The organism is Levilactobacillus mulengensis, from assembly GCF_003946045.1.
Taxonomy (GTDB): Bacteria; Bacillota; Bacilli; order Lactobacillales; family Lactobacillaceae; genus Levilactobacillus; species Levilactobacillus mulengensis.
In genome coordinates this window covers 49,901-69,909 of sequence record NZ_RHNW01000004.1, presented here as the reverse complement: position 1 = coordinate 69,909, position 20,009 = coordinate 49,901, and the positions used below count along the sequence as shown (strand labels likewise).

Here is a 20,009-nt window from a genome sequence, read left to right as displayed (position 1 = left end):
TAAGAAACTCATTTCTGGATGTAAATCCTCGTCACCTCAAATAGTAGCGCGCACTGTGACAGGGACACAAAGGTTATCCAGCCTGTACTTACACATTAATTATATAGGGGTTCTACTCGTTTTCTTACGAACTAGGTAGCATCTCAAAGGAGGACCATCATGGGCGTTATTAATTACATTATGTCCCTTGGCGCAAGCGTTATGATGCCAATTATCTTTCTCATCTTCGGTATTTGCTTAGGGATGGGCATTGGTAAGTCATTAAAAGCAGGTTTATCTGTCGGGGTTGGGTTCGTTGGTTTGAACGTTATCACGCAACTCTTAGCTGATAACCTTGGACCAGCTGTTAACTCAATGGTTAAGATCTACAGTTTACATCTACATACCCTAGATATTGGTTGGCCAGCTGCCTCAGCTGTTGCCTTTGGTACTGAGGTTGGTGCTATTATTATCCCTCTAGGATTACTTGTAAACATCATTATGTTAGTCACTAAGACCACTAAAACTTTAAACATTGACTTGTGGAACTACTGGCACTTTGCCTTTATCGGTTCTATCGTTTCAATCGCGACGAAAAGTTTCTGGTGGGGTATCTTTGCTGCCATCATCGTCTTCATCGTTACCTTAGTTGGTGCCGACCGCTCTCAAAAGAAAGTGGAAAGCTTCTATGGTAAGGATCTTTCCGGTATCTCTATTCCACAAGCATTCTGTGTGACCTTTATTCCTTTCGCCATTGCCGTCAACTGGATTGTTGAACGGATTCCTGGCCTGAACAAGGTTGACTTTGATGCTAAGAAATTACAAAAGCGTTTTGGTATCCTTGGCGACCCAATTTTCCTTGGGGTTATTATCGGGATGTTACTCGGTCTTTTGGCCCATTACTCCGTTGCTAAGATGCTCCAATTAGGGATTATTTTAAGTGCCGTTATGGTCTTGATTCCTCGTATTACGAGCTTATTCATCGAAGGTTTATCTCCAATTTCCAAGCGTTCTCAAGAGTTAATCAGCAAGCGGTTCAAAGGCCGTTCCTTCAACATTGGGATGACCCCTGCCCTGGTTATCGGACACCCAACCACTCTGGTTGTTTCCCTCTTATTGGTACCAACGATTCTGTTCTTATCCGTTATCATCCCTGGTAACGAATTCTTACCACTGGCCAGCCTCTCTGGGTTGATCTACATCTTCCCACTGGTTCTGCCATACACTAAAGGGAACGTTTTACGGACCTTCTTAGTTGGTTTAGTTTCCCTGATCTTAGGGGTTCTCTCAGCTACTGCCTTAGCTGGAATCTTTACGTCTGCCGTTCACATCGTTCAGGCTTCCCTGATTCCTGCCGGGACTGCCTCAGTTGCAAGTATCGACTTTGCTGCTAGTCCATTAGCATGGCTGACTTACGTCTTGACGACGAACTTAAACATCGTCGGCCCTATCGTACTGGCTGCATGTGCATTAGCCTTAATGCTCTACAACCGGAAGAAGATTGTCGCTGATGGTGACAACGAAAAGAAAGCTGACGCCGAAACTACCGACGCACACCAAGCTGTCTAATTTGACAAGCATACCTGATTTGGGCTCCCACCAATAGGTTGGGAGCCTTTTTCTTACCAAATTTTACTAAGCGATTGGTTTACTTCCGCCTAAATCTTAGGTATAGTGTTAGTGAAAGTTTCTTATTTGGAAATATTGGAGTGAAGATAAATTATGGCAGAAGCAAAACTTTACGGTACCGTCGTGGTCCGTGCAAAAGAGATCCTCGATTTCATTGCGCAATGCCGCACCGCACCAACCCTTAAAGATATTAGTGATGGCATTGAAATGACCAAGCCAACCGTTTTAAAAATTCTAACGACCCTTGACGTTCTTGGCCTGGTTCATCGTTCTGATGACGGCAAGACTTACCAACTTGGTATGGAATTATTTCGTTATGGACAAAAGGTCGCGGCTGAATTTGATATTCGTCAACTCGCCCAAGGCCCTCTCAGTGATCTGCGGGATCAGACCGAAGAAACGATTAACCTGGGGGTCATTGCCCATCACCAAGTGACCCTTCTCAAAAAATTTGAGAGCCCCCAAAGTGTCAATCTCAAGTCCCAAATAGGTGGCAGTATGACCCTCTACTCTTCCTCAATGGGCAAGGCTATGTTATCGACGTTCACTGATGAACAGCTGGATAAATACTTTGCTGAGATCGGCGAGCTACAACAAATCGGCCCCAATACGATTACTTCTCCTGACAAGCTCCGTGAAGATTTAATCCAGGTTAAAAATCGAGGGTATTCTATCGACAATGAGGAAAACGAACCTGATGTTTACTGTTTAGGTTTTTCATTGGTTAAGGGTAACGAGCTGTACGGGGCCTTTTCAATCACCACACCTAAGTACCGCATGTCCATCGATCGACAAGAAGACTTTATCAAGTGGGCTAAAAACGCCCAGGCAAAGATTATCGCCACCCTCTAATATCAGTTATTTAAGCAAGTACGAAATTCGTACTTGCTTTTTTTATGCTATCCGTTATACTGAAAGTGTTAAATAAGAAACGTCATTTCTTATTTAGAAATATACAAGTTGCGATGTGGCCATCTCTTTTCTTGTTAATTGAACTGACTTTAAACTTTTTAGAAATGAGGGTATTTACTTATGACTGAATCAATGAACGAAATCCAAGAACGGACTGCTACTCTGAACAAATTCAACATGAACTTCTTCGACTTAACTGACAAGGTTGCCATCGTAACTGGTGGGAACACTGGTTTAGGTCAAGCCTACACCGTTGCCTTAGCTGCTGCTGGTGCTGACATCTTGGTTGCAACCTATGGCAAAGAAGAATGGGATGCTACCCGCGAAATCGTTGAATCCAAGGGCCGCAAGGTTGAATTCCTTGATATTGACTTAACGAAAGATGACGCTCCTCAACAAGTTATCCAAAAAGCTATCGACACCTTTGGTCACATTGACATTCTGATTAACAATGCTGGGATGATCAAGCGTAATCCTTTGCTTCAATCAACCGATGATGACTGGCGCAAAGTTATCGACATCAACTTGAACGTGGTTTATCACTTATCAATGGCTGCTGCTAAAGAATTTGCTAAGCAAAAGTCCGGTAAAATTATCAACATCGGCTCAATGCTTTCCTTCCAAGGTGGTAAGTTCATTCCAGCCTACACCGCTTCTAAGCATGGGGTTGCTGGTTTAACCAAGGCCTTTGCTTCAGAAATGGGTGCTTACAACGTTCAGGTTAACGCGATTGCACCTGGCTACATCAAGACTGCTAACACTGCCCCAATTCGTGCTGACAAGTCACGGAACGACGAAATTCTTGGCCGGATTCCTGCTAAGCACTGGGGTGAAACTTACGAACTGATGGGTGTGGCTGTATTCTTAGCTTCCGATGCATCCAACTATGTAAACGGTCACATCTTAGCCGTTGATGGTGGTTACTTAGTTCGTTAATATCTTGACCAAATTACTTTAGAAATGGATGTGAGACAACATGGCTGATTTTTTAACGTTAGGTGAACCGATGGTGGTTTTCGCTGCTGACGATTTAGACCAAGACCTAACCACTGCTACCCATTTTACTAAGTTCCTAGCGGGGGCTGAACTCAACGTCGCTGTCGGTATCTCACGCTTAAATCACACTTCGCACTACGTATCGGCCGTTGGTAACGATCCATTTGGTACTTACATCAGTCGGGCAATGCAGGCAGATAATATCCAGACAACGGATTTGAGCGTAGATCCAAAACATTGGACTGGCTTTTACTTGAAACAAAAGGTTAGTCACGGCGACCCAGCAACATACTACTTCCGGAAGAATAGTGCAGCCGCTAATTTGACGACCGAGGCAATCGATGCGATTGATCTTTCCCAAATTAAATTAGCGCACTTATCAGGAATTTATGCAGCTCTCTCGTCACAAAGTTTAAGCACCTTAAACTACCTCATTGATCGACTACATGAAAAGCGAGTTCCAATATCCTTTGATCCTAATTTACGTCCAAGCTTGTGGGCTGATGAATCAACGATGATTCAGGTCACCAATGAAATTGCTAAGCAAGCGCAGCTCGTCTTGCCTGGAATTAAAGAGGGAAAGATTCTGATTGATAGTGATGACCCTGAGCAAATTGCTGATTTCTATTTGAATCAAAGCGAAGTGACTCAAGCCGTCGTCATTAAACTAGGTCCCGCTGGTGCCTACATCAAAACGCGAGATGGCATTAACGAAACAGTCTCTGGCTTCCCTGTTGACCACGTCGTTGATACCGTTGGTGCTGGCGACGGATTTGCTGTCGGTGTTCTCTCAGGACTACTTGACCAATTACCATTAGCTGAAGCCACACAACGCGGATGTGCCGTCGGAGCATTAGCTGTTCAATCAGCTGGTGACAGTACGGGATACCCTACCCGGACTCAGCTTAAAGAATTTTTAGCTACTTACCAAAAGGAGATCACGCAATGAAGCGAGCAAATCTTTTAGACAAATTACAAAAAACAGGTGTCGTTTCCGTCGTTCGGGCAGACACACCTTCAAAGGCAGTTAAGATTGCCGATGCCGTCATCGCTGGTGGCGTAACGGGTATCGAATTAACTTACACGGTTCCCAACGCTGATCAAGTTATCGGTGAACTGGTTGAAAAGTACCAAAACAACCCTGCTGTTGTCATCGGTGCCGGAACTGTTCTCGACGCAACTAGCGCACGTATCGCCATCATCGGTGGTGCTGAATTCATCGTCAGCCCAACCTTTGACGCTGATGTCGCTAAGATGTGCAACCTTTACCAAGTTCCTTATATCCCAGGTGTTTACACGCCTACCGAAGCCCAAACTGCTATGCAAGCTGGCTCTGAAGTCGTTAAGCTCTTCCCTGGCTCCTTAGCAACGCCTAAGGCTATCAACGAGCTTAAAGGACCTTTCCCTTACATCAACATCATGCCTTCTGGTGGTGTGAACGTTGATAACTTATCAGATTGGTTCGACGCTGGTGCCTTCGTTGTTGGTGCTGGGAGCTCATTAGTTGGCCCAGCCGCCGACGATGACTTCGCTGGTGTTACAGCCAATGCCAAGGCATTCATGGAAGAATATCATCACGCCTTAGCCTTATCCTAATAGTAGAAAATAGAGAAGGTTCAGCCAATTCTAGGCTGAGCCTTTTTTAATTTCTACTATTATACGGCCATATCCGACCGTCTAAGCCATCTTAATCCATTTCCGGCGTAGTTACCCTTTAGACAGTTTAATCTGCGTCACAAGCGGAATATTCACCATTTATATAGCATGATATTTGAAAGAGTAAATCGATAATTAGTTATTCTTACCAAACAATTTCATATACCCATGCTTACTAGGCTAAAACGATTGTACCCAAAAAGGCGCGCACCACACGGCACGCGCCTCAAACTCACTTAATTTTTAAAACTTGTGTGGCAGAATCAAGCCACCCGTTTCATCGTCGTTTGGCCGATCACGCTTAACCACTAACTCTTGGTTAATGAAGCTAGAAATCCCGTTTTGGCCCAATTCACGACCGAAGCCGGAACCCTTGACCCCACCGAATTCGAGCTCTGGTAAGGAGCTGAAGAAGGTGTTAACAAAGACCATCCCAGTTTCAATACGGGAGGCCAATTTAGCACCGGCCTCTTGGCTGCCAGCAAAGACAATTCCGCCTAAGCCGTAGTCTGCGTCGTTAGCCAGGGCAACGGCTGCGTCGTCATCAGCAACCTTGTAGACCTGGGCAACCGGACCAAACATTTCCTTGCCGTAAGCCGGATTGCTCTTGTCGATGTCGGTTAAGATCGTTGGCATGAAGAATTGCCCGTCGTCATCGATTGGTTCATGCACGTAGTAAGGTGTAGCCCCACCCGCAATGGCTTCTGCCACCTGGGCTTGGAGCTTTTCCTTGGCCTTCTTGGAGTTCATTGGCGCTAGCGTCGTCTCAGGATCCATGGGGTCCCCCATTTTAATGGATGAGAACGCGGCCTTTAAGGATTCCAGGAATTCATCGTAGTGGTTTGCCGTAACGATAAACCGCTTGGATGAGGTGCAGACCTGTCCGGCGTTGTATAACCGTGCCCGTGGTGCGATAGCCTTCACGTCAGCCATGTTGGCGTCGTGGGCCACGATAAAGGCATCGACCCCACCTAACTCCATGGTATTCTTCTTAAGGTACTTGCCGGCCACCTCGGCAACGGCAGTACCGCCCCGTTCGGACCCGGTCAAAGCCACTCCTTGAATCCGCTTGTCAGCGACCACGTCAGAAACTTGGTCGTAGGACAGGAAGAGGTTGGTTAAAGCGCCTTCTGGTGCGCCAGCGCGGCGAACGGCGTCTTCAAAGGCTAACGCTGAAGCTGGGGTAATCGCAGCGTGCTTGTAAACGATGGGATCACCGGCCGCAAAATTGGGGGCGAAGATTCGCATCATTTGGTAGTAAGGGAAGTTCCAGGGTTCAACGGCTAGCAACACACCGAGGGGATGATTCTCCAATTGGGCTTCACCGGCAATCGAGTCAATCTTCCGTGGTGCCAAGAACTCGCCGGCATGGTCGGCATAGTAGTCGGCAATCATGGCACAGAGAATCACTTCACCCTTGGCTTCGGTGTAGAGCTTTCCCATTTCAGTCGTCAAGACTTTGGCAAGACTATCCGTTTCGTCCCGGAAGATTTGGGCCAGCTTGTGCAAAACTGGGGTCCGCGTGAACACGGGGTCATTCCGCCACTCTTTGTACAACTTTTGTGCTTTGGCTAAACTTTCTTCAACGTATTCTGGTGTTGCGTTCTCATAAGTTTTAACAACTTCATTGGTATAGGGATTGGTAGTTTGGTAGGCCATTCTAATTTCCTCCTTATGGGGTCATCCTGAATTCACAATGTAACCCCTTACGAGAGTTACTATACCTTTTAAAATAGCGCAATACCAGTGCTTTGTTTGTGACGTTTCAAGCAAATTATTAGTGAAACGGGCAGGCTAAACCGCTTTCAACCGGTTGCATTTTCCGTAATTGGTCTAGTAAGTTTTTATCCATTTTGGCCCGCAACCAATCGTTTGGTTTGACAATTAGTCGGTAATTTTTTCGTCAAAAAAAGAGTCACTGACTGACAGTGACCCGCGGTGACGCTTATATAGGCGTTAACTCAACTTCCAACGATCCAAAATCCCGTTGAACAGCCGGTTAGCCGTCGTAATTTGGTCCAAAACCGTTCGCGGACTTGCCGTGAAGTTATCATTGGCCCATTTGTTGATGATGCCTAACGCCCCGGCAGCGATAAATTCCGCTGAAGTGTCAATGACATCTTCTTTTAAGTAACGGTACTCAGGCATTGCGTGGAGCAAAATTGACAGTCGTGACGCCACAAATTCATTCGTGGATTGCCGCCAAACACCATCGTCATACGGATAAGCGTTTAGGAAAATCTTTGAATGGTCTGCGATCCGTTCCAGTAATTGAATTACTGCTGGTCGCCAGTTCTCTAGGGTCAACGTCATTGGTTGTTCGCGACGTGGCGCTTCCACAATGAAGTGCTCGTAGACAAAAGCTAATAGCTCATACTTGTCTGCGAAATAGTAATAAAACGTCTTCCGGTGAACTTCCGCTTCGTCCGCAATTTCACGGACCGTAATCTTATCGAACGTGTTGTGGTTCAACAACGAAGCCAAGGCCTCCGCAATGCGCTCCTTAGTTTCCGATGCAGCCATCGTGATACCTCCAATCATTTACACACCATTTAAGTTTAAGTATTAATCGTCACTGACTTATCCCCCCGGCAGTCAGTAACTTTAACTAACGTCCTAAGCTGATTAAAATTATACGCGTTCTTCGGTGAGAAGAAACCCCTTTCGCGCAATTTTATCAACCGATTATGTCTATTAATAATCGTACTCTTCAGTATTTGAACACGATTGATTATAGCATAACTGGGGGCCTATTGTGCGATAGATTTGCGCGCAATAGGTAATAATTCCGTAGATTTCGGAAAAAATGGTCAGTTTTCTTCGAAATTCACCTTAATTTCGTTTGATTTTAACGACCCTTCTAGTCGAAGCAAGGCCTGTTTCCGTGGTAACCCACCAGCGTATCCGGTCAAATCGCCATCACCTGCGACGACCCGGTGGCAGGGCACGACCAGACTGATTGGATTGTGCCCTACTGCGCCGCCAATCGCTTGGGCGCCAACGAAATGGCCCAACTGCTCGCCCACGTCGGCAGCTAGTTCACCGTACGTGCGCACCTGACCATAAGGAATCCGTTGTAACTGTTGCCAGACGGCCTGCCGGAAAGGCGTTCCTTGCGGCCGAACCGGGAAATTAACGGGTGGTTGTTTCCCAGCGAAATAATCAGCCAGCCACGTCTCAACCTTCGCAAAGATGGGGCGTTCCGCTACCAAAGTCAGTTTAGGTAATGTACTACCATAATACTTTTGGTCCGTAAACCATAACCCGGTCAAGGACAGGCCATCCGACATCAACGTAACCGGTCCCAAGGGCGTCTCCAAGCGTTTTTGTAGCATCGTCATTCCCCTTTTTGCTTAATTTTACCATTAAAAAAGCGCGTCGGCTAACTTGCCCCCTCGTCTAGGCCAATCTGTTACCAATTTGTCATATTTCTCTGATTAGATTGACGAATAATGTCGCCTGCGGCTGCCAGGAGCTCCGCCTGCTATGGGGTCGGTTCCAGCCTGAGGGACGGGCTTCCACCTCGACTTTGAGCCACAAGGCCCGTGTCTCAAAGCTCGCCCCGCGCTGTAGGCCGGGAACCCCGACCAACACCGCCGACACAGCTGGCTCCGTCCTGGCCTCCTCCGGCTAAAATTATCCGTCCATGCCATCAGAGACTGAGACAAACGTCCTCTCTGTCCACTTGCATCACCCCAGCGCAACACAAAAAGGCGTAGACATCACCTGATTTCCAGGAAATATCTACACCTCTGATAAGCTCTTTAATTAGCCCACAAATCGTGACTGATCTCATCCATGTTAGCCGTGAGGGCAGTGAAAATAGGCTCAGCCGTGGGAGTTGTCTTAGCGGTTTACCGCTTAGACAACTGGTATCTTTGAGACGCGCTTTTCGGCTCAACCTAAGCTGGAAGACCGCTCTATGGCTTCCGGCGGCCGCCCACAGCGTCACGGCCTATTTTCACTGCCCGGTAAGGCCCCCGGACAACGACCATGTAACGGTTTAGTGGTAAAGATCGAATCGGCCCTTAGCTAAGGTGGTACTCAAGTGGGCACTTTCCATTAAGGAACGGTCGGTAATGATCTTCTTCATAGCTGAGGCGATGTAGCCGTGAATCTTCTTGTTACTGCTGAAGATTTCACCGATTCCATCGCGGTCGCTCAGTGAGGCCACGGTCCCACTAGACTTGTAGACGAATGGCCGCGTTTCATGACCCCGCAGCGCTAATCCAATGTTCTTGGCCGCGTGTGACCCGCAGGCCAAAGCAATTTGCGCCGTCGTTGGGTAAGGCCGGTTGCTGGCTGGATCCATGACCGCGGAGACATCCCCAATGATGTAAACTTCGGGGTGGCCGTCCAAGGTCAAATCATCCTTCACCACGACCCGGTTCCGCCGTTGTTCAAAGCCAGAGTCGGCAATGACTTGCGAACCACTGACCCCCACGGTCCAAACAATCGTGTTGGCAGCGACTTCGTGTGGCGTTTCATCGTCCGTATTCTTATCCTGGTAAACCACTGCGCCCGGCTTGATTTCGGTAATGGCGGCGCCCAGTTTCATTTCAATGTTGTGTTTGTCCATGAAGGCCAGCGCGTAGTCGGCCAGGGACTTGTCAAACATTGGCAAAATGCTCTTGCCCATTTCTAGACAGGTCACCTTAAAGGCTGGCGTGTTGTAGCGCGTCTGGAGCTTTGGCAGGGACTGGCTCAGTTCACCCAGCAATTCGATCCCGGTAAACCCGGCCCCACAAACGGCGATTGATAAGTCGTTTGGGTCCTGCGTTTCAGCATAATGCTTGGCCTTGGCCTCGATGTGTTGGTAAACGGCTTCAGACGTTTCCAAGTCATCCATTGGTAAGGCATTTTCCGCGGCGCCCTTTAAGCCGAACGTTTCGGACTGGAACCCTAGCGCCAAGACCAGGTAATCGTAGGTCAATGGTTCGTGTTCCGTCAACGTGACTTGTTTCTGATCGACATCCACGTTAGTGACCGTATCGCGAATAAATTCGACCCGGCTGCCAATCACATCGTTGATCTCGTAAGTAATCCGGTCCGGCGCAATGGTCCCGGCCGCCACCTCATGTAAATTGGTTTTCTCGGTATGAGTCCCCGTCTTATCCACTAAAACAATCTTGTCTTCACTGGGAACCTCACGTTGTAAGAACTTGATGGCCCGCATACCGGCGTACCCGCCACCTAGAACTAAAATCGTTGCCATAATTAAACGACCCCTTTTCTATTTAAATAAGTTCTCCCTAAGTACAGTCAGTTAACAATGTTCAGGCCAACTAAAACGGTTACATTTTAGTTAACACTCACTGCTCCCCCCATTTGGAACCAGCAGGTGACCTAACTCGTCAGGGATATTTGTCTCTATTATACGGCTTATCAGGTGAAAAACCAGCTCGGAACTATCGTAATCTATTTCACAAATCAACCGTGCACAATTGAATCGTTGTGAGACCAGTCTTCACGGGTAATTATCCCGTAAAAATCGTCAAAGCATTTGGGTTATTTCCCCCATTTCCACCCGGGTTGTCACCCGTTGCCAACGCCATTCTGAGTCACAATAGCTGAAATTAGCCCCCAAAACCGTTACAGTGGAAGTTAGTAAATTAACCTGCGTATAGGAGGAATTTTCATGACAACCTTAATTATTGGTGCTCACGGCCAAGTTGGCCAGCACATTGTTCAACAACTCGCCGCAACCGGGGAAACCGTCTACGGGGCCATTCGGAACGCGGAACAGGCTGAAACTATCACCAAACTGGGCGGCCAAGCCCGCATGTTTGACCTGATGGGGACGGCAGATGCCATGGTGCCCGCCATGAACGGGGTCGACACCGTCGTCTTCTCCGCTGGCTCTGGCGGCAGTACCGGGGACGACATGACCCTGAATATTGATTTAGATGGGGCCATCAAGTCGATGATTGCAACGGAAAAGGCCGGCATCAAGCGGTTCATCATCGTGAGTGCCCTGGGCACCGACGACCGCAGCTTCTGGGAAAAGTCTGGGATTCGTCCCTACTACGTGGCTAAATACTACGCCGACCAATGGCTCCAGCACCGGACTAACCTGGATTACACAATTGTCCGTCCCGGGATATTAACGAACGATGACCCAACCGGAAAGATTTCCGTGGATCCCGCTAACGCCGATTCTTCTAAGATCACGCGCAGCGACGTGGCCGCTGCTGTTGTGGCCGTCGTCAAGCATCCCCAACCTAAGCAGATCATTGCCATTGTTAACGGTGATGTGGCTGTTGCTGACGCGATTAAGTAAGAGGCAAAACAAGTTCATCTAAAGACTAGCCCTAGCTGTTAATGAGTGTTAGGACTAGTCTTTTTTTATTGCTAGCCAAAAAATCAGCAACGGTCCCGCCGCTACTGGTCTTTTTGGCTAACTTTAAGTTGCGGCCGGTATGCTTATTTCAGCTGACTATCTGTGTGTTGCCGGTCGAGGTTGAGCGCACTAGCATCAACGGCCGTCTGGACCTGATTGGAAATTTGCTTGGTCGTCGTTGGTTTGTGCAACTTAATCTTCACCACTTGAACCGTCGTGTCAGGCCGGGAGTTAAATTGAATCGTCGTCCGTTCAATACGCGGAGCGGTCGCCGTGGCAGTTGCCGTTGTCGCAGCTGAAGCACCAGCAGACGTTCCCAGCAGTGTTGCTACCGTCATCGCCCCCAACATTACTTTCATCATCATTGCTTTTACTTTAGTCATTACAACCACTCCTCCATTGATTTTCGTTCGTTATTAAGCATGTGTTAGTTATACCATGCATTTACCCGCTAAATCTTGAAGGCACGCTAAGGTTAATCTGTGAATTTCTTAGGTTTCGGTTATTTTCGATTGACCATCTATTTAAGTACAAACAGTATTTCTACAAAGATTAGCTAGCAAATCCGTTTTTGTTGGTTAAATCCCTGTAAGCCGTGTGGGCGGCAAAATAGGTTCAGCCGTGGGAATTCGCTAAACGGTGATTTTTACCGTTTAGCGAATTGGTATCTTTGAGACTCGCCTTTCGAGACTCAAAGTAAGGCTGAAGACCGCCCCTTGGCTTCAGGCGTCCGCCCACCGCGTGCCGACCTATTTTCGTCACCCGGTAAGGCGCAAACAAGCACGCCATTTACCCAGCAACAAATGCGTTTACATGCTACACTAATCGTAACTCACTGCGATAGTAAAGGAGTCCACTACAAAATGAAAAATACCATTTTACTCGTTGAAGACGAAGAGGGCCTGGCCAGTTACGTGGCTAAGGAACTCACCTTTGAAGATTTTAACGTTCTGACCGCCGCCGATGGCGAAGCCGCCTGGGAAACTTACCAGCGCGAAAAAGATAACCTACTACTGGTTCTGTTGGACTGGATGCTGCCCAAGATGGACGGCATGGAGGTCCTACGACGGATTCGCAAACACGATGAACTCCCCGTCATCATGATGACCGCCCGCGATTACCTGGGCGACAAGGTCACCGGCCTGGACAACGGGGCCGACGATTACATCACGAAACCCTTTGAAATTGAAGAACTCCTCGCCCGCATCCGGGTTATCCAACGCCGCACGGCCCATCAAAGCGGCCTGGACCAGACCTATACCTTAGGCGACCTGACGCTGGTCACCAAGACGCGCCAAGTCGACCGCGCCGGCAAAACCATTCAGTTGACCCAACGTGAGTACGATCTACTCCTCTTTCTCCTACAACATCCCGGTCAAGTCTTCACCCGTGACGAACTGCTCGACAACGTCTGGGGCGTGGACTTTCTCGGCCAACAGAACGTGGTCGACGTGTACATCGGCTACCTCCGGAACAAAATTGACGTCGCCGGTGCCCCCAACCTGTTCCACACGATTCGGGGTGTCGGCTACAGTTTGAAGGAAGATGACGCCGATGAGCACTAAACGCGCCCCACGAACTTACACAGATATCATTCGCCACTCAATCACCAGCCTGCTGCTGACAATTGGCCTCATCATCGTGCTCACCGTCAGCGTCACGTTAACGGTCGACCAACTTCTGCGGGCGCAGGACCAGGCGGAGAAACTCAGCACCAGTCTGCAAACTACGCAGGTCAGCAATTTTAAGGACTGGCTCGCGGTCAACCAGGGCAGTGGCCTGAACTCTCACAACACGTTTGTTCTGATTAAACAGGCAGACGGTACGACCACCTCGCTCTTACCGCACACGAGTCAGCTTGCCAGCGCCAGCACCGTCTCGGTCCCCTTTACGCACTTGGTCTACATTAAAAAACGCGGGCTATACTTCTCAGAAACGCTGCGAACTGGCACGCGAACTTACTATCTCTATATTGGTATGCACGTCCTGGTTGGCAATTTACACGTTCTCATTGCTGTTCTGATCATCGCCATCGGCCTGAGTCTCCTGATTGGTCTGCTCTACGTGCGGCGACTGGCCAAGAGTCTGAGCGCCCCGACGCTGGCCCTCGCAAATGCGGCCCAACAAGCCGCGGCCAGCCCGGAAAATACCCAGGCCGAATTGCCGCAACCCGAGGAACCCGTAGAAGTCGCCCAGTTGGCACGTGATTTTAACCAGTTACTGGCCGCCCAGAACGGCCGCCTGAAACGCGAACGCCAATTCATTTCCGACGCCTCGCACGAACTGCGCACCCCTATCGCCACGATTCGCGGTAACCTTAAATTGATCGAACGTCGCGGCGACCAGCACCCAGAGGTCATCCCCGAATCACTCGGCTTCATCGACCAGGAATCCCTGCGGATGCAACACTTAATTGAAAACTTACTCCACCTGTCGCGTGCCGACCGGGCCGACGTCAGCCTGCAGCCACTGAATTTAAGCAAGCTGGGACAGGCCGTCGTTGACCACTATCAGCCCCTGGTCAGTCAACCCGTGACCTTTGTTAGTCCTGAGACGCCCGTCATGGCGCTTGCCGACACGGACATGCTCCACCAAATTTTGACGGCGCTACTGGATAACGCGCATAAATATTCACCTGAAGATCAGCCGATCAACGTGACCGTCGCCCAGACCAAGGACGCCGTTACCTTGACCGTGGCCGACCAGGGTGCTGGCATTCCAGAAGCGGAACGCGAACACATTTTTGAACGTTTCTACCGCGTTGACGCCTCTCGTTCCACCAAGATTGCAGGGAGCGGCCTCGGCCTGTCCATCGTTTCCCGGCTGGTTCAGCTCAACGAAGGCCATATTGCCGTCACGGACAACGACCCCCATGGTGCGCGGTTCACCGTCACCCTTCAACCGGCACCCGCTACGAAAAACTAAGAAATTCTCAGACAATCCTTAATCAAACATGGTGGTTGCCGTAACCTTTGCTTGGTATACTGATTTCAACAAGTGAAAGGAAGCGTTCATATGCTGATTGATGACAACCCGCAAATTAAAACCATTACGCCCGCGCAAATTACGAAGGTGTTCTACCCCTTCGTGATTGCTAAAACGGAAGCTGGAAGTTATGTCAACATTAACTTAAGCGACCAAGAGCGTCAGGACCCGCTGTTCTGGGAATCCATTACCAATATCGCCAAGGCCAAGCTTTGGGTGCCGGTTGGCGAGCGGTTCCACCAGCTGCTGTCGTACGATTGGACTTACGCCGCTGAGTAAACTGGTGAAACTCTATAAATGGTGCTTTGTCAGCGCCTTACCGGGTGACGAAAATAATCCGGAACGCTGGGGCGGACGTCCGAAGCCATAGAGCGGTCTTCGAACTCGCTTTGAGCCTCCTAGACCGAGTCTCAAAGACGCCAATGTACTAACCGGCACAAATCACCGGTAAGGACATTCCCACGGCTGAGATTATTTTCGCCACCCTCACGGCTTACACAGATGTAATCAAGTTTCAACACGCTCAGTGCTATCGCATCGCCAACTCTGTTCCAGTTTAAAACTAAATATGCTAACTCAGCCTCAGCCGCCATTTAGCAGTTGAGGCTTTTCTGTGTTCCAGAAAATTTCACTATTCTATTTGGAACGCAAAAAGACGGCCTCACAGCCGTCTTCTAATCAATTCAATTCACTTTTTTCTACAGTCGCGAAGAATTCTTCAAAATTTCTGCCTTCTTGCGTAGGTCGCCCCGCGTTTGATCCGCTAGAATCTTGGTTGGCTGGGCCAAATAACCATCGATGATGCCACCGAAACCCGCGAGCCAGAAACTGATGAACCCCCAGATATTTGCCGACCATTCTTGCTTAAAGGCTAGCGTGAACGCCGCAATAATTGCGAATAATCCTAAATTAATCAACGCCGTCACGCCCTGGCGCCCTAACCGATTAAAGTAAGGGTACTGCCACGTTAAGAGCGCATCTACGATCAAGAATCCTAAAATAACCCCTAACGCAATCCGAACGCCGTGGAAGTTATCAACCGCTGTCGTTAAGCTCAGGAACACCATTAGGGTCATCAGAAACCAGAAGGAATGAAATGCATATCGCCAATCAAATTTCATGCCAATCGCCTCACTTTCCGCAGCCAGCTTGGGCTTTATTGGAAGTGAATTGTAGCACCTGGTAGCTTAAATAAACATAACGCCACCTCCCATAGTTAGGAAAGTAGCGCTACCAACGTGAGTCTCTAGCGACCCTTAATTTTTCGTAAAGTGGCTAGCTTTGATTCTTCTTGAAGGCAACCACCATACTGAGGAATGCCCCTGTTCCGGCGCTTACCAGAATCAACAGCGCCAATTGTGACCCGGTAGCCGTCTTAACCGCCGTGCTACCAACGTTCCCGGCTTGACTGGCCGCAATCACGGCTGAAACAATCGCCGTTCCCATGGCACCAGCAAATTGTTGCATCGCGTTCATCAAGGCGTTCCCGTCTGCTTTCAGTTCAGCCGGCAACTGTTTCAAGCCGTCCGTCATAATGTTCCCAAAGGCCGATCCGATGCCGACCATGTAGCCCACGTAGAGGCCAAGAATGGCCCAAGCGGATAACCCATGAGCCGTTCCAGTCATCACCACTAACATGATGACGACTAATCCCAGACCCAGTAGGATTGGCCGCTTAGCCCCGAACCGGTCCAAAATGTTTCCCCCAATTGGCGAAAACGCCGCCCCAATCACGGCACCCGGCAAGACCACTAGCCCAGCCACAAAGGCGGATTGTTGATCGACCAACTGAAGGTAATTTGGCAGGACGAAGGAGAGTCCCAGCGCCGTAATCTGAATCAGGAAAAATGCCAACAAGTGCCAAGCAAACGCGGAATTGGCAACCGCCTGAAGGTGGATTAATGGGTGCGCACTGTGGCGCGTCCGTTGGACAAAGTAGACCAGGCCTAAAATCCCTAACAGAATGGCACCGCCAACGGACCAGCTCAAGAACGGCTGGCTACTCAGCGAACTGAAGCCGAAGATCAAGCCGCCAAACGTCACCACAACCCCCAACATACTCAGAAAATCAAAGCGTTCCGAGTGCGTGGTGGACACTTGCTTAATGGTCCTGATCCCCACGAAAAATGACACAATCAGGAACGGCAAGAGAATCCAGAAAATATACCGCCAATTCAGACTGGTGACTAGGATACCGCCATACGTGGGGCCAATCGCTGGTCCAATCGCGGTGACCAGTGTTCCCACGCCAGTCATCATACCGATTCGACTGAGCGGTACCTGTTCCAAGATAATGTTAAACATCAACGGTAAGGCAATCCCTGTGCCAAACCCTTGAATGGCCCGGCCCAATAACAACCAGGTAAAGCTCCCCGCGCAGGCATCGATGACGAGCCCCGTAATAAAGAGCAGGTTGGCCACAATAAATAACTGTTTCAACTTGAAGCGGCGTTTCAAATACGACGAGATTGGCACAATGCAGGCCACAATCAAGAGGTACAAGGTGGTCATCCACTGCACCGTTCCAGTGGTCACGTTAAATTGTTTCATCAACGTGGGGAACGTAATGTTCATCGCCGTTTCAACGATGACCCCACTCAAAGACATCAGGCCGGTCGCCAGTACCGCACCCACGACCCGTGGGTCAATTTTTTCTTTGCTCATAATCTACTCCTTCGTTGTTTGCCAGTGGCTCACATTCGCTAACGCGCGCCGGAACGCCGCGGCTTCGGCGGGCGTCAGGTCAGCCACCATCTTGGCATCTTGTTGTTCCAGGTGTTCATGGACAATCGGGACCAGGCGTTGGCCCTTTGCGGTTAATTGTAGTTGACGCTTGCGGCTATCACTGGCCGCCACGACGCGCGTCACCAAGTCCCGTTCCACCATGCGTTTCACTAATAAGGACGCCGTGGACCGTTGCACGTGAAATTCACGTTCCAAATCAACTTGAAACACGTCGGACGTTTGTTGCCGACTTAAGAAATCAATCACAGATAATTGCATCCCAGTTACGCCATAGGACCGCGCAAAGTCATTCATTTCTAGGTTCATCTGGTGCTCGGCATCACGCAGCCAGGCCCCTAATCGTCGTTCAGTCACAGTTCATCGCTCCTTTTGTTAGTCAGCTAACAATTCTAGCGTGTTATTTTAAAAATTTCAAGGGTAAAGTTGACTGGAACACGATTTTTCATTAAAAGATGACCCCGTAGAAAAAGGCCTGGAACAAACTTCCAAGCCCAAAATTACTGTATATTTATACGCTTACGTTGCGGTGCCAGCTAATCAAATGAACACAGAACTGATTGCCACTGATATAAGGTCAGACCCGTGTCAGCTGCAGGGCTGTGGAAATTGTACCGCGTGGCCAACGTTAGTGACCGGAGGCGGATCAAAATGCCCACGGGGCAACCTTTGAGACCGTTCCTCAGGCTCAAAGGTGAGGTGAAAGCCCGCCCTTCGGTTGAAACCGCCCCCACAGCAGGGCGTTTTGAATCCGCCGGCGGGAACGAACAGACCCACGCATCGGCCAACTAATATCAAGTTGTCGCTCACAAGTGGGATAAACCTGCGTCAGCCGCAGGACTGGAGAAATGAGCCAGTTGTGGAAGTGACCAGAGGCGAGCCAAGGTGACCAGCTGTGTCGATGGTCTTAACTGAGCGATTTTCTCAGTTTAGAGCATGGGGCAACCTTTGAGACCGCCCTTTGGCTCAAAGTTGAGGTGGAAGCCCGTCCTTCGGCTGGAACCGACCCCACAGCAGGGCACCTTGAGCTCGCCGCCGGGAACGGACCAGTCCACGTACCAGACAATTTTACCAGAAATGCCGGTGACGGAGCATGAGAGCCACCACGCCCATGATGCCGACCATCATCAGCACCGTAAAAATCCAAGAAATGGCATCGTTAGCGAATGGCAATTTCACGTTCATCCCATAGAATCCGGTGATAATCGTGGGAATCGTCAAAACCAACGACCAAATCGTTAAGAATTTCATCGTATCGTTCAGGTTATTGTTCAGCACGTTGTTAAAGGTATTTGAAATCCGATCGACAACGTCCGCCTCAATGGCCGTCATTTCAGACGTTTGTCGGGCTTCAATGACGGCATCCATCAGGTGTTCGTTGTTCTTGTCCGACAGCTGCTTGCCAAACGGCGTACTGTTCAGGTTGACCACCATCATGGCGTTGTTGCGCGTGGCACTGACGAAATAGGCCAGGCTCTGTTGCAGGTTGGACAGCGCAATCAAATCCTTGTTGTCCGGTGCCTGATTCAGCTGCTTATCCAGCCGGTTTTGTTCCGCGTTAATCTTACGAATGGGTGGAATGAATTGGTCGAACAAAATGAACAGGCCAATCAGCATGAACTCATTGGTATCTGAAATTTGGTCCAACTTCATTCGCTCACTCAGGGTCTGATTTACCCATTGCGTGCGCTTCGTTGTGATAGAAAAAACTTGATTACCCTTTAACAAAAACGTCACGGGTCGGGTAATATACCGTTGGGACACCTGGTCGACTACCACTGGCACGTGCAAAACAAACAATTGGGTATTCAAGTATTCGTCACGGTCATAGTGAGAGCGTTCGTTCACGTCGGTCACGTAGGTTAAAATTTCATCGGTCAGACCATACGTTACCTGCAACGAATCCTTGTCAGAATCGTCTTCGATCATGGCCATCACCCAGACGAGGTTCTGCTCCCCCGTCCCAATCTTTCGCTCAACAATCATGGGAATTCCTCTTCTCTGCCGTCGTTAACTTAAGTGTACCACGTCCCCTAACAAATTTTGCTAAAAATTGGCGAGACCGAAATATCCAAATATTGTGAACGTTTTCGGTATCCGACTTTATTCGCACACATTTGGTCGAGTGGATAAGAAAAGGGATTAGTCGCGTTCGACTAATCCCTTCTATTAACATATTTTGGGGTTATTTTTCTGATTCATCGGCGTCTTCCTTAGCTGTCAGCGCACCCAACATCTTGGTTAATTGCCCCACGGTAAATTGGCTGCCACTGTCATCTAAGTCGACTTGGCTCATGGTATCGGCTGCCACCTTAAGTGCTTCGTGACAAGTAATTTCTAATTGCTCCCCACTAGCAGTTAAAGAAAGTTGCCGTACCCGGCGGTCTGAACTTTGATAACTTTGCACGACATAGCCGCGCCGAATCAATTGCGAAATTCCGCGAGAAACCGCGGCCCGAGAAATACCTCGGCTATCGGCAACCGTTGCCGACGTCAGCTTCCCTGGATTCTCTAAAATATGGTGCAGAATCGCATATTGATCCACTGAAATCCCCATGGTTCGTTGGAATCGGGTTGCTGCTTTCTCTAGTTCTCGCTTCAGCTCCATGAAAGATTCAAAGAAACTCTCCGCATGAACGACCTTACTCTTCATAGTATTATCATATCCTTATCTTCACTTTGCTAACCGGTGATATAGTTAACACGACTAGCAATACGCAAAATGGTTGACCCCATAGAAATATCTATATATTTAATAATAAAGAACAAC

Annotated in this window: 19 protein-coding genes; 9 read left to right on the top strand and 10 right to left on the bottom strand. The window is 49.0% G+C overall.

Annotated features, from left to right (window positions below; translation table 11 throughout):
* Nucleotides 1–159 precede the first annotated feature (159 nt).
* From EKM84_RS05590 to EKM84_RS05570, 5 genes are all read left to right on the top strand, one after another.
* Nucleotides 160–1,548: a PTS galactitol transporter subunit IIC gene (locus EKM84_RS05590; RefSeq protein WP_125764545.1), complete on the top strand. Its 1,389-nt coding sequence runs from the start codon at nt 160–162 to the stop codon at nt 1,546–1,548.
* A gap of 153 nt (nt 1,549–1,701) precedes the next feature.
* Nucleotides 1,702–2,460, top strand: coding sequence for an IclR family transcriptional regulator (locus EKM84_RS05585; RefSeq protein WP_125764543.1), 759 nt, complete (start codon nt 1,702–1,704; stop codon nt 2,458–2,460).
* A 180-nt stretch (nt 2,461–2,640) separates the two neighbouring features.
* Nucleotides 2,641–3,456: a 2-dehydro-3-deoxy-D-gluconate 5-dehydrogenase KduD gene (gene kduD / locus EKM84_RS05580; protein ID WP_125764541.1), complete on the top strand. Its 816-nt coding sequence runs from the start codon at nt 2,641–2,643 to the stop codon at nt 3,454–3,456.
* Between the two features lie 40 nt (nt 3,457–3,496).
* Nucleotides 3,497–4,465 carry a sugar kinase gene (locus EKM84_RS05575; RefSeq protein ID WP_125764538.1) on the top strand — a complete coding sequence of 323 codons (969 nt, stop codon included), beginning with the start codon at nt 3,497–3,499 and terminating at the stop codon, nt 4,463–4,465.
* Nucleotides 4,462–5,112 carry a bifunctional 4-hydroxy-2-oxoglutarate aldolase/2-dehydro-3-deoxy-phosphogluconate aldolase gene (locus EKM84_RS05570; protein ID WP_125764536.1) on the top strand — a complete coding sequence of 217 codons (651 nt, stop codon included), beginning with the start codon at nt 4,462–4,464 and terminating at the stop codon, nt 5,110–5,112. The genes EKM84_RS05575 and EKM84_RS05570 overlap by 4 nt, the downstream gene beginning before the upstream one ends.
* A gap of 303 nt (nt 5,113–5,415) precedes the next feature.
* On the opposite strand, the gene EKM84_RS05565 is transcribed toward EKM84_RS05570, so the two are convergent.
* From EKM84_RS05565 to EKM84_RS05550, 4 genes are all read right to left on the bottom strand, one after another.
* Nucleotides 5,416–6,831, bottom strand: a complete 1,416-nt coding sequence (locus EKM84_RS05565) for an NAD-dependent succinate-semialdehyde dehydrogenase (RefSeq protein ID WP_125764534.1) — start codon at nt 6,829–6,831, stop codon at nt 5,416–5,418.
* A 297-nt stretch (nt 6,832–7,128) separates the two neighbouring features.
* Nucleotides 7,129–7,695, bottom strand: coding sequence for a TetR/AcrR family transcriptional regulator (locus EKM84_RS05560; RefSeq protein WP_125764532.1), 567 nt, complete (start codon nt 7,693–7,695; stop codon nt 7,129–7,131).
* A gap of 287 nt (nt 7,696–7,982) precedes the next feature.
* The gene (locus EKM84_RS05555; protein WP_125764530.1) at nt 7,983–8,507 is read right to left on the bottom strand and encodes a methylated-DNA--[protein]-cysteine S-methyltransferase; all 525 of its coding nucleotides are present in this window, start codon (nt 8,505–8,507) and stop codon (nt 7,983–7,985) included.
* Nucleotides 8,508–9,175: 668 nt separating this feature from the next.
* Complete coding sequence (locus EKM84_RS05550; protein WP_125764528.1) at nt 9,176–10,387, bottom strand: NAD(P)/FAD-dependent oxidoreductase; 1,212 nt, start codon at nt 10,385–10,387, stop codon at nt 9,176–9,178.
* A gap of 423 nt (nt 10,388–10,810) precedes the next feature.
* Here EKM84_RS05550 and EKM84_RS05545 point away from each other — a divergent pair, with 423 nt between their 5' ends.
* Complete coding sequence (locus EKM84_RS05545) at nt 10,811–11,452, top strand: SDR family oxidoreductase (protein WP_125764526.1); 642 nt, start codon at nt 10,811–10,813, stop codon at nt 11,450–11,452.
* Between the two features lie 143 nt (nt 11,453–11,595).
* On the opposite strand, the gene EKM84_RS05540 is transcribed toward EKM84_RS05545, so the two are convergent.
* Complete coding sequence (locus tag EKM84_RS05540) at nt 11,596–11,895, bottom strand: hypothetical protein (protein WP_125764524.1); 300 nt, start codon at nt 11,893–11,895, stop codon at nt 11,596–11,598.
* A gap of 480 nt (nt 11,896–12,375) precedes the next feature.
* On the opposite strand from EKM84_RS05540, the gene EKM84_RS05535 reads away from it, so the two are divergent.
* The 3 genes from EKM84_RS05535 to EKM84_RS05525 all read left to right on the top strand — a co-directional run bounded on the left by EKM84_RS05535 (nt 12,376) and on the right by EKM84_RS05525 (nt 14,776).
* Nucleotides 12,376–13,077 (top strand): response regulator transcription factor, encoded by a 702-nt coding sequence (locus EKM84_RS05535; RefSeq protein WP_125764522.1) that lies wholly within the window; start codon nt 12,376–12,378, stop codon nt 13,075–13,077.
* Nucleotides 13,067–14,437 (top strand): sensor histidine kinase, encoded by a 1,371-nt coding sequence (locus EKM84_RS05530; protein ID WP_125764520.1) that lies wholly within the window; start codon nt 13,067–13,069, stop codon nt 14,435–14,437. Before EKM84_RS05535 ends, EKM84_RS05530 begins: the two co-directional genes overlap by 11 nt.
* 90 nt (nt 14,438–14,527) lie before the next feature.
* Entirely contained in the window at nt 14,528–14,776 is a 249-nt protein-coding gene (locus tag EKM84_RS05525; protein ID WP_125764518.1) for a hypothetical protein, read from the top strand.
* Nucleotides 14,777–15,195: 419 nt separating this feature from the next.
* Here the strand turns inward: EKM84_RS05525 and EKM84_RS05520 are convergent, their stop codons facing one another.
* The 5 genes from EKM84_RS05520 to EKM84_RS05500 form a co-directional block, all read right to left on the bottom strand.
* Complete coding sequence (locus EKM84_RS05520) at nt 15,196–15,618, bottom strand: hypothetical protein (protein WP_125764516.1); 423 nt, start codon at nt 15,616–15,618, stop codon at nt 15,196–15,198.
* 154 nt (nt 15,619–15,772) lie between these two features.
* The gene (locus EKM84_RS05515) at nt 15,773–17,161 is read right to left on the bottom strand and encodes a DHA2 family efflux MFS transporter permease subunit (RefSeq protein WP_125764514.1); all 1,389 of its coding nucleotides are present in this window, start codon (nt 17,159–17,161) and stop codon (nt 15,773–15,775) included.
* A 3-nt stretch (nt 17,162–17,164) separates the two neighbouring features.
* Nucleotides 17,165–17,596, bottom strand: a complete 432-nt coding sequence (locus EKM84_RS05510) for a MarR family winged helix-turn-helix transcriptional regulator (protein WP_125764512.1) — start codon at nt 17,594–17,596, stop codon at nt 17,165–17,167.
* 711 nt (nt 17,597–18,307) lie between these two features.
* Nucleotides 18,308–19,225, bottom strand: a complete 918-nt coding sequence (locus EKM84_RS05505) for a magnesium transporter CorA family protein (RefSeq protein ID WP_125764510.1) — start codon at nt 19,223–19,225, stop codon at nt 18,308–18,310.
* 199 nt (nt 19,226–19,424) lie between these two features.
* Complete coding sequence (locus tag EKM84_RS05500) at nt 19,425–19,892, bottom strand: MarR family winged helix-turn-helix transcriptional regulator (protein WP_225418153.1); 468 nt, start codon at nt 19,890–19,892, stop codon at nt 19,425–19,427.
* Nucleotides 19,893–20,009 lie beyond the last annotated feature (117 nt).

What these genes read in the sequence shown, in the direction of transcription:
- EKM84_RS05590 (WP_125764545.1), top strand. Translation starts at nt 160, where the DNA reads ATGGGCGTTATTAATTACATTATGTCCCTTGGCGCAAGCGTTATGATG.
- EKM84_RS05585 (WP_125764543.1), top strand. Translation starts at nt 1,702, where the DNA reads ATGGCAGAAGCAAAACTTTACGGTACCGTCGTGGTCCGTGCAAAAGAG.
- kduD (WP_125764541.1), top strand. Translation starts at nt 2,641, where the DNA reads ATGACTGAATCAATGAACGAAATCCAAGAACGGACTGCTACTCTGAAC.
- EKM84_RS05575 (WP_125764538.1), top strand. Translation starts at nt 3,497, where the DNA reads ATGGCTGATTTTTTAACGTTAGGTGAACCGATGGTGGTTTTCGCTGCT.
- EKM84_RS05570 (WP_125764536.1), top strand. Translation starts at nt 4,462, where the DNA reads ATGAAGCGAGCAAATCTTTTAGACAAATTACAAAAAACAGGTGTCGTT.
- EKM84_RS05565 (WP_125764534.1), bottom strand. Translation starts at nt 6,831, where the DNA reads ATGGCCTACCAAACTACCAATCCCTATACCAATGAAGTTGTTAAAACT.
- EKM84_RS05560 (WP_125764532.1), bottom strand. Translation starts at nt 7,695, where the DNA reads ATGGCTGCATCGGAAACTAAGGAGCGCATTGCGGAGGCCTTGGCTTCG.
- EKM84_RS05555 (WP_125764530.1), bottom strand. Translation starts at nt 8,507, where the DNA reads ATGCTACAAAAACGCTTGGAGACGCCCTTGGGACCGGTTACGTTGATG.
- EKM84_RS05550 (WP_125764528.1), bottom strand. Translation starts at nt 10,387, where the DNA reads ATGGCAACGATTTTAGTTCTAGGTGGCGGGTACGCCGGTATGCGGGCC.
- EKM84_RS05545 (WP_125764526.1), top strand. Translation starts at nt 10,811, where the DNA reads ATGACAACCTTAATTATTGGTGCTCACGGCCAAGTTGGCCAGCACATT.
- EKM84_RS05540 (WP_125764524.1), bottom strand. Translation starts at nt 11,895, where the DNA reads ATGACTAAAGTAAAAGCAATGATGATGAAAGTAATGTTGGGGGCGATG.
- EKM84_RS05535 (WP_125764522.1), top strand. Translation starts at nt 12,376, where the DNA reads ATGAAAAATACCATTTTACTCGTTGAAGACGAAGAGGGCCTGGCCAGT.
- EKM84_RS05530 (WP_125764520.1), top strand. Translation starts at nt 13,067, where the DNA reads ATGAGCACTAAACGCGCCCCACGAACTTACACAGATATCATTCGCCAC.
- EKM84_RS05525 (WP_125764518.1), top strand. Translation starts at nt 14,528, where the DNA reads ATGCTGATTGATGACAACCCGCAAATTAAAACCATTACGCCCGCGCAA.
- EKM84_RS05520 (WP_125764516.1), bottom strand. Translation starts at nt 15,618, where the DNA reads ATGAAATTTGATTGGCGATATGCATTTCATTCCTTCTGGTTTCTGATG.
- EKM84_RS05515 (WP_125764514.1), bottom strand. Translation starts at nt 17,161, where the DNA reads ATGAGCAAAGAAAAAATTGACCCACGGGTCGTGGGTGCGGTACTGGCG.
- EKM84_RS05505 (WP_125764510.1), bottom strand. Translation starts at nt 19,225, where the DNA reads ATGATTGTTGAGCGAAAGATTGGGACGGGGGAGCAGAACCTCGTCTGG.
- EKM84_RS05500 (WP_225418153.1), bottom strand. Translation starts at nt 19,892, where the DNA reads ATGAAGAGTAAGGTCGTTCATGCGGAGAGTTTCTTTGAATCTTTCATG.